A 6,274-nucleotide genomic window follows, 5' to 3' on the forward strand; every position below is an offset into this window, starting at 1 on the left:
TCTTCAACATCAACTACTCCAGTTTGGATCACACGTTTTACCCCAACTCTGTGTCCAGAAAAACCGGAGCCGCCGCAAGGCCGCTGCGTGAGAGAGGATGTCGCGCTCCATTTTTAACTGGCGATTCTCACGGCGCAGCCGCGTAAGTTCCTGCCGCTCGGCCGTGGTCAGCCCGTCATGACGCACCCCACATCACGATCGGCTTGCGCAACCCAGTTGGTGATGGTCTGCGCCGTCGGTTCGAACTCGCGCGCGAGTTCCTGCGGTGTTCGCCCGGCCTTGACCAGTTCCACCATCTGCGCCCGGAATTCCGCCGGGTACGGTGTACGAGTCTTACCCATTTCGGCACCTCCTGTAAAAGGATAGGTGTCCGTTTTGGCGGGTCAACTTCATCCATCGCCTTCCTGTCGAGAGGAAGATGATGGGTGGCCCCTCGTAAATCCACGTTATCGAAAAAACCCGCCACGTCCACGATAGCGTAGTGGGTCAGCTCCGGGTTCCTGAGTGCTTCTTTTATATCGGCTAACCACGTGCCCAGGCCAGTCCTTCTTTTCCATGCCGTGATATTCGCAGGCAAGCCCAAGGACATCGTGGAAGACGCCATCGGGGTGGACGGAGGCAAAGCCTGGAACCGGTGCAGCCATACCGTGAGAGCTTGCCGGACGATCTCTGCACGTACGACTTTTAGCCGCCCTCTCCGCCTCTTCTAAGGAGTGCTGCGTGGAGTTCTTGAAGAACACAGCTTCGGCGTCGGAGGGAGGACTAGCGGCGGCGCCAAGTCACTGATGCTCTGCATCAGAATGGCCACTTCCTCCTGGAAATACTGGTGCTGGGCCGGCAATGCGGAGACTATTTCCACTGCGGCGCGGATGCTTTGCGTAGCACGATACAAGCCGACGTACGCTTGCCACACGTCGTTCGCGATCGAGGCGCTGTGGATAGCACGTCGCACTGCCCCCAGCAATTCGCTTGCGATACCCTCGATCCGCTTTGCTTGTTCTTTCTTGTTCGACGCCGGGACGCAAGACGCTCTCGCGCTTGTCACCCATGTCAGAAGACGTTCGCCGATCACCTTGCAGGCTTTTTTGTACTCCTCGAACTCTTTGCGCTCCTCCGGGGTGAGCTCTTCAGGGGCATCCCACCATTTTTTTGACACTTTGGCCCGTGGGCGGACGTAGTGTTCCGGCCGTGGATAGGTCATTCGGGGACTATTCGAGGTACGCTGATTTTGAAACGGGTTTCACGCAACCCGCAATTCCGTACGGTTTCCGTACGAAGACTCGCGCGCAAGGGACGTCTTCGGCAAGTTATTGATTCTAAATAGCCTATTGGCGCGCCCGGCTGGGATCGAACCAGCAACCCCTGCCTTCGGAGAGAGAAATTGCCCCAGTGCATTCAAGGCCATTCGACCTTAACGCTTTGATTATACGAGATTTTTACTAATTATGGGTTTGTTCGCCTCAGGCCGTCCTAATAGAGATTTGAACCGTGCTCCGCCATTTCTCCGCCGGCTACGCATCGAGTACCATCTGCCACGTCACCTTCGAAGTCGCCGCCTGAGCCAACGGGCAGTGTCATTGCCATCGATGTCACAATCGCATTCCCAATCTTGGTCGTCTATTGTCACTATGGCGATTGGCTGCGCTCGCTCAATCTTGCGTTCAGGTTGTACAAGTCGACGGTGATAAGCGGCATACGGCATATCGCTTTCGGTCACGAGAATCAGCGTGTCAAGGAAATCGGCAGAGTTCAGCGCGTCAAGAGCGTCCCAATAATCAGCCTCTGGCCAAATCCAAGGCGGACACGGAGCTTCGCCAGGGGCCCACGCGCTGCTCCAATGCCAATTGAACTGCTCCATCGACGCCGCAGGATCAGCTCCTTCGAACCAAACTTCCCATCCCTCACGGTTCACGACATGGCAACCCAGGCGATCGATCGCATCGAACCAGGCGTCGAACGAACGCAGGCGCTCCGCTGAGGACGCATTCGCCCACTTCTTGCGCCTACCGTTGTTTGACCAAGGAACTTCACCTCGGCGCACGTGTGCAAGTCCCGCAATAAATATCCTGTTTGCTTTGTGGCGATTGCTGAGCTGCGCCTTAATCGTGCCCTTGATCTCGTCCCCTGCTTCAACTTCCCTGCTTCCAGTTAATCCTGAAACACTACGCAGTTGAACACGCTCAACTAGTTGCCCGAGTCCGAACTCAAAAACAAACCTATCAGTGAGCAGGCCACGACCCTTGTCGTAGCCTTTGCCGACGATCAAAGCGAATTCCCAGTCTTCCAACCCGCTTGGCGGCGCTTCGACGCGCTTGCCTGAATTCCTATCGACCCTCTTCCGTGTAGTTCGGCGGCACATTTCTGTCAATTTCCCCGCAGGAAGGTCGAGTCTTTCCTCAATCACAGCTCGCGCGACTTTCCCGCCGGACGTCAATACGGTCACCAGATAGCAGGCTAATGCATGCCTACGGGCTCGTTCCTCGTTTCCGATCCCCGCACTTCGTCGTGTCACCCCAGAACCCCTCTTTATGCGCCATGTGCAGTAAGCGACGCGGCCCCGAATATCTGAAATCAGATTACCTGATCCATATAGGAGCTCGCAAATGCCTTTTGAGAGTAGTGTCGGCGATTTTCGCGTGACGTTCGGACAGCTAGACCCGAGTGCGCTTATCTCACCAAAGGAATTCGCTTGCCTTCTTGGTATCACGCCCGGAGCGTTCTACCAGCGCAACATGCAAGGAGAGTTCCCTCGTCCCGCTATGAGCCGAAACCGTTGCGTACGATGGCGCGCTTCTGACGTGCGGGAGTGGTTAAATGGTCTTAATACGGTCGCGCAGCGCCGTGGTCGCCCGCGTAAGTCGGAGATAGCGTGACTTGTCGGGACGTAGAGACTGCGGCAGGTGTTGATCCTGTAATCACGGTTCGAAAGAGTCGTGAATTCGACTATCGCAGTATTCCGACGTATGTACTCGAAGATTGGCGGTTGAGCCTGGACTCTCGAGCGGTAGCTAGCTGGCTTGCCGGTAAGGAGAATGGATGGGAAGTTCGCATCGGCCCACTACGCCATATCCTTGGCATCAACGGTAACACCCGCTGGTCAAGAATCGCGCGGGAGCTAATCGCGATCGGGTATCTAAATCGCTCCCGCTATCAAAACGCCCGTGGTCACTGGCGGTGGGCCTATGTCTTTTCGCTTGTCCCGCCAGCGCCGCCTCATGAAGGGTTGAAGAATCGTAAGCGACCCTCTCCTGCCGGTAAACGTGAAGTGGCCGAAAACCTGTTTTCCGAACTCGGAGCGTCCGAACGCGGAGCCACCGCATTCGGGAAATCCGCGCGCAAACAAAGAAACAAAAATACAGAAGCTTCTAGTAACACAAACACCACAGGAGGACCGGTTGGTTCGTTTCCAGATCTGATTTTTGAAGCAGAAGCACAACCCCATCGCGCAATTTTTCTACGAGTCTTTAGTAAGTCTGAATCGCTTGCCCATTTAACTGCGCAGCAAATCGTTGACGAGTTCGCAGCCAACGCACGAAAGGGAAACACCATCGCACATGTTGAACGATGGACGCGGTCGCTCGTCAAGCGAGCCCTCGGCCAAGAACCCGGCCAGCCATTTGCACCGAACGGGGGACTCGACGTCGCGAGCGCGAGAAGCCGCCGCACTTCGATCAGTAAAACCATCAGCCTTAGAAACGCTGAACGCGAGCAGCGAGCGGCGGCAGAGCGGGCGGCGATTGGATTGCCGCCGTCCCAAACTGGGCTAGATCGCGGACAACTTGATCGCTTAATACGTAACGGAGCCGAGAAGAAAAGGAAACGCGTTACGAGTCCAGATCCCAATGGTATGGATCCCTAGCGCGTCGAAATCGTGTCGGACTCTTGTCCGGACGGCATGTCGGACAAGAGGGGGCTTGGTCTGTTTCAGCCACAACAACGACATGCGAAGGCATGGCTGGTTGTGGCTGAAGCAGACCAAGCCCGACCCCTCAGGGGTCGAGGCGCGTAGCGACTCGGGGGTGGTGTTTAGTCGCCTTCAAATTGTTTGGAAGACGTCATATTCGCCAATAGAACGACTCGAAACCACATCTCAAAGACAACCTCATTGCATACGCACACCATGGGAAAAGCGAAAAGACCAGCTCTTAAAGTGCTTCCGGCAGACTGGCGTGAAGCCCTTTGGCGGACAGCATCCGAACCTCAATGGCGGGAATCTAGACCGGGATTGCTCCCTGCACTCGCGATTCTGTGGCTCACCGGATGCCGGTCAGCAGAGCTCGCAAACGGTGCAGAAATTATTGTGAGCGGTAGCCGCCTCGCGATACAGCTGACAGGCGCGAAATGCGTCGACGCAGGCGGTCGGGAGCGGGGGCAGCCAAAGCGCGTCATTGGATTTGTCATCAATGACGACGCCCATCCCGCGTTGCAGCTACTGCATGCCAGGTCTTCTCTTCACGCAATCGATGGAAGAGCCCGATTCACGATCGCTCACGATAAGGACTATCTTTACAACAGTGTAGTTCAGCTTGGGAAGAGCACCTTTCCAAGGTTGCGGACACGTGTTAGTCCCAACTGCTTCCGGCACCAGGTGGCATCCGACATGAAAGCAGATGCCAGCATCTCACTAGAGCACGCTGCCAAAGTCATGGGCCATCTCAGCGACTACAGCATCGGAAAATATGGGCATGCTGCTCATGGTCGCAAGGGACGCGGCGGCGGGTTCACTGCGCAGTTCGTTCAGACGGCGCGACCCATCAAGCACTCGCCAAAGGTCGATCGCTTATCGCGCTTCAAGAAGGCGAGTGCAATCCGGCGCGATCAGAAGCCGGCTTGACCAGCGCAGACGGACCCATGACCATTGCGTCGTTCTGGCGTCGATTCGACCATGTTGAACTCTGTCGCGAGAATCTGAGCTGACATCTGCGTCGTTTCGGCGTCGTTTCGGCGTCGTTTCGGCGTCGTTTCTGCGTCGATTTAGCTAGCGGCCGTTGGACGGGGGATCCTGATTCTGGAAAAGCGTCATTGCGGCGTCGATTGCTTCCGCCGGAGCGGCGCTAGACGGCCGTCCGGCAGTAAATGATTAATGGGAAAGACGCCGCGAGGCATTTCGGGTTGCCCACCGAGATGCCGGCTGACCGGTGAGATTTCGGTACTGGAAAAATAAATGGAGGTGCGCAGTCGTGCGTCTTTTCGTTGACACTGAGTTCACTGATTTCGTCGACTGCGATCTGATATCGATTGCGCTCGTTGCTGACGATGGTCGCGAGTTCTACGGCGAGCGTTCGGATTACGACGATGCGACCTGTACCGCGTTCGTGCGTGAAGCGGTGTTGCCGCAACTCGGCCAGCATCCAGGCCGTGTCTTCACACGCGACGCCTTGCGCGCCGATCTTCTCGCGTGGCTGGCTCAGTTCGACAGCGAGCAAGAGCGCATGCTGTGCTTCGACTACGCCGGCGACTGGGATTTGTTCGTGGATCTCGTCGGCGACGTACCGGATGGCTGGTTGGCGTGCCATATCGGCCAAGCTCTGCGCCCCGAACGTTCGGAAATGTACTTTCGCGAGCATGGCGGCCGACATCACGCGCTGCATGATGCGCGCGCGAGCCGATATGCAATGCAGGACTGACCGCGCGCGGCCGATGCGTAAAAGGTCAGGGTTTCGGGGATGACGCAATCGCCGCCGCAATCAACGAAGGGTCGGGGGTTCGGGGAAGACTCGACCGACGCCGCGTCGCGAATGGTCAGGGGTTCGGGGAAGACTCGACCGACGCCGCGTCGCGAAAGGTCAGGGGCTCGGGGGTGACACTACGGCACAAAGGTCAAAGCTTTTGGGATGACTCCACCGGCGCCGCGTCGCGAAAGGTCAGGGTTTCGGGGATGCCGGCAATCACCGAAAGGTGAGGGTTTCGAAGACGACCCGTCCAAGGCGTATCGCGAAGGGCCGGAGTTTTAGGGATGGCTCAACCGGCTCTGCGGCGCGAAAGGTCAAAACTTTTGGGGCGACTCGACCTGCACAATCTTCACGGCAACCATCGAAAAGTCAGGGTTTCGGGGTCGCCCAGATCGGCTTTGCTGCTTCTGCGGCACGTTCGGCTCTCGCAAGTGTTTCGAGGAGGTCCTCGTCTCTAGTGCAGGTAGCGAAAGCGTTTTGGACGAAGCGACGCGATAGCGGAATAAGTTGCCGTGCGGCTCACATCGGCCGAGGCCGTGTAAAAACATACAGAACAGCCGGTTGGTGAAGGCCAGTGGGGAGCACGATTGCGTTGGACAGAG

General features: G+C 57.0%; 6 protein-coding genes and 1 pseudogene. 3 read left to right on the forward strand and 4 right to left on the reverse strand.

Annotated features, from left to right (window positions below; translation table 11 throughout):
• Positions 1–69: 69 nt before the first annotated feature.
• The 3 genes and pseudogenes from EVC45_RS43040 to EVC45_RS43050 form a co-directional block, all read right to left on the reverse strand.
• A pseudogene (locus EVC45_RS43040) lies at positions 70–341 on the reverse strand (transposase); the annotation flags it as partial.
• Between the two features lie 365 nt (positions 342–706).
• Complete coding sequence (locus tag EVC45_RS43045) at positions 707–1,201, reverse strand: hypothetical protein (protein WP_129964152.1); 495 nt, start codon at positions 1,199–1,201, stop codon at positions 707–709.
• A gap of 336 nt (positions 1,202–1,537) precedes the next feature.
• Positions 1,538–2,287 carry a hypothetical protein gene (locus tag EVC45_RS43050; protein WP_129964153.1) on the reverse strand — a complete coding sequence of 250 codons (750 nt, stop codon included), beginning with the start codon at positions 2,285–2,287 and terminating at the stop codon, positions 1,538–1,540.
• 316 nt (positions 2,288–2,603) lie between these two features.
• On the opposite strand from EVC45_RS43050, the gene EVC45_RS48110 reads away from it, so the two are divergent.
• The 3 genes from EVC45_RS48110 (at position 2,604) to EVC45_RS47385 (ending at position 4,834) form a co-directional block, all read left to right on the forward strand.
• Entirely contained in the window at positions 2,604–2,873 is a 270-nt protein-coding gene (locus EVC45_RS48110) for an AlpA family transcriptional regulator (RefSeq protein ID WP_129964154.1), read from the forward strand.
• Complete coding sequence (locus EVC45_RS43060; RefSeq protein WP_129964155.1) at positions 2,870–3,859, forward strand: hypothetical protein; 990 nt, start codon at positions 2,870–2,872, stop codon at positions 3,857–3,859. The genes EVC45_RS48110 and EVC45_RS43060 overlap by 4 nt, the downstream gene beginning before the upstream one ends.
• Positions 3,860–4,600: 741 nt before the next feature.
• Positions 4,601–4,834 (forward strand): hypothetical protein, encoded by a 234-nt coding sequence (locus EVC45_RS47385; RefSeq protein WP_248295503.1) that lies wholly within the window; start codon positions 4,601–4,603, stop codon positions 4,832–4,834.
• 220 nt (positions 4,835–5,054) lie between these two features.
• Here the strand turns inward: EVC45_RS47385 and EVC45_RS48115 are convergent, their stop codons facing one another.
• A complete protein-coding gene (locus tag EVC45_RS48115) occupies positions 5,055–5,591 on the reverse strand; it encodes a hypothetical protein (RefSeq protein ID WP_373683127.1) in 537 nt (178 codons plus the stop codon).
• Positions 5,592–6,274: the final 683 nt, after the last annotated feature.

The sequence above is a fragment of the Paraburkholderia sp. UYCP14C genome, assembly GCF_004197395.1.
In the GTDB taxonomy this organism is placed as follows: Bacteria; Pseudomonadota; Gammaproteobacteria; order Burkholderiales; family Burkholderiaceae; genus Paraburkholderia.